At 60.5% G+C, this 950-nt stretch carries 1 protein-coding gene; it reads right to left on the bottom strand.

Annotation, left to right across the window (positions count from 1 at the left end):
* Positions 1 to 633, bottom strand: a 633-nt coding sequence (locus tag EN994_RS33165) for a DUF1326 domain-containing protein (RefSeq protein WP_013532425.1), incomplete at its 3' end; no start/stop codon positions are given.
* Positions 634 to 950 lie beyond the last annotated feature (317 nt).

Here is a 950-nt window from a genome sequence, read left to right as displayed (position 1 = left end):
ATGCACGATGCCGCTCTGCGTGAGATGCAGATTGGCGAAATGGCTGTGCGTATCGGCCAGCTCGAACTTGATCGGGCCCGTCGCCTTTGTCCAGCCGCGCCCGACCTCGGCGATCGCGTATTCGAAGCCGTGCGGCAGGTCGATGCGCGCCTGGTGGGCAGCGCCGGTGACCGGATTCCGGATCGGCTCGCCACGACCGTCGGTTATACCCTCGACATGCAGCTGACTGGTTCGCGCGTCGACGTCGATGTTGAATTCGATCGGCGCAAAGATCGGGTCGTGGAACTTCTCCAGCGTGGTCGAAAAGACCTGGAATATCGTTGCACCCGGTTCGGTATCCAGACCGCCCAATATGCGAAGCAGCGCGCCACGTTGGGCTTCCGTCGCCCTCTCGTCGATGATCACCGCGGCTTCGCCCCCGCCCTGGTGTATGGCGCCGGGCCAGCTGAAAATCCCGACGAACCGCAATCCGTCGAGCTTGGTGTCGCCGTGATGGCCGCTTTCGATTTCCATGCCGGCGACCGCCTGGCAGAACCCGTATGTCGGCATGGCGTTGAACTGGCACGGGCAGCCATAGGCGCAGTTGCAGTTGATGAATTCGCGCGCCTTCATGGCCCATTTGACGTCCGGCATGGCATTCCTCCCTTGCCGCGCTCACGCTTGGTGAGCGCGATCCGGATCGTGGAGGACCAGAGGTCAACCGGCAGCAACCATCCGGCAGCATCTGATCGAAGCAATCCGGCGATTAATATTAGCCGACAATCATATACCTTCCGCAGCCGCCCACAATAGCCGATCGGCGGAGATGAGGGCTCCGAACGCAGGTCAATCAAAGACCGCCTTTTCGCGATAGGAATTTTTTCTTGACAGCCTGCCCTCAGCTATGATACATTTTCGCCCATGGTGCTGATTTGCGCCGATGACCCGCCGCACAGGCGGGTTTTTCGTTT

Source organism: Mesorhizobium sp. M7A.F.Ca.CA.002.09.1.1 (assembly GCF_003998555.1).
Lineage (GTDB): Bacteria > Pseudomonadota > Alphaproteobacteria > Rhizobiales > Rhizobiaceae > Mesorhizobium > Mesorhizobium ciceri.
This window is presented reverse-complemented; position numbering and strand designations above follow the sequence as displayed.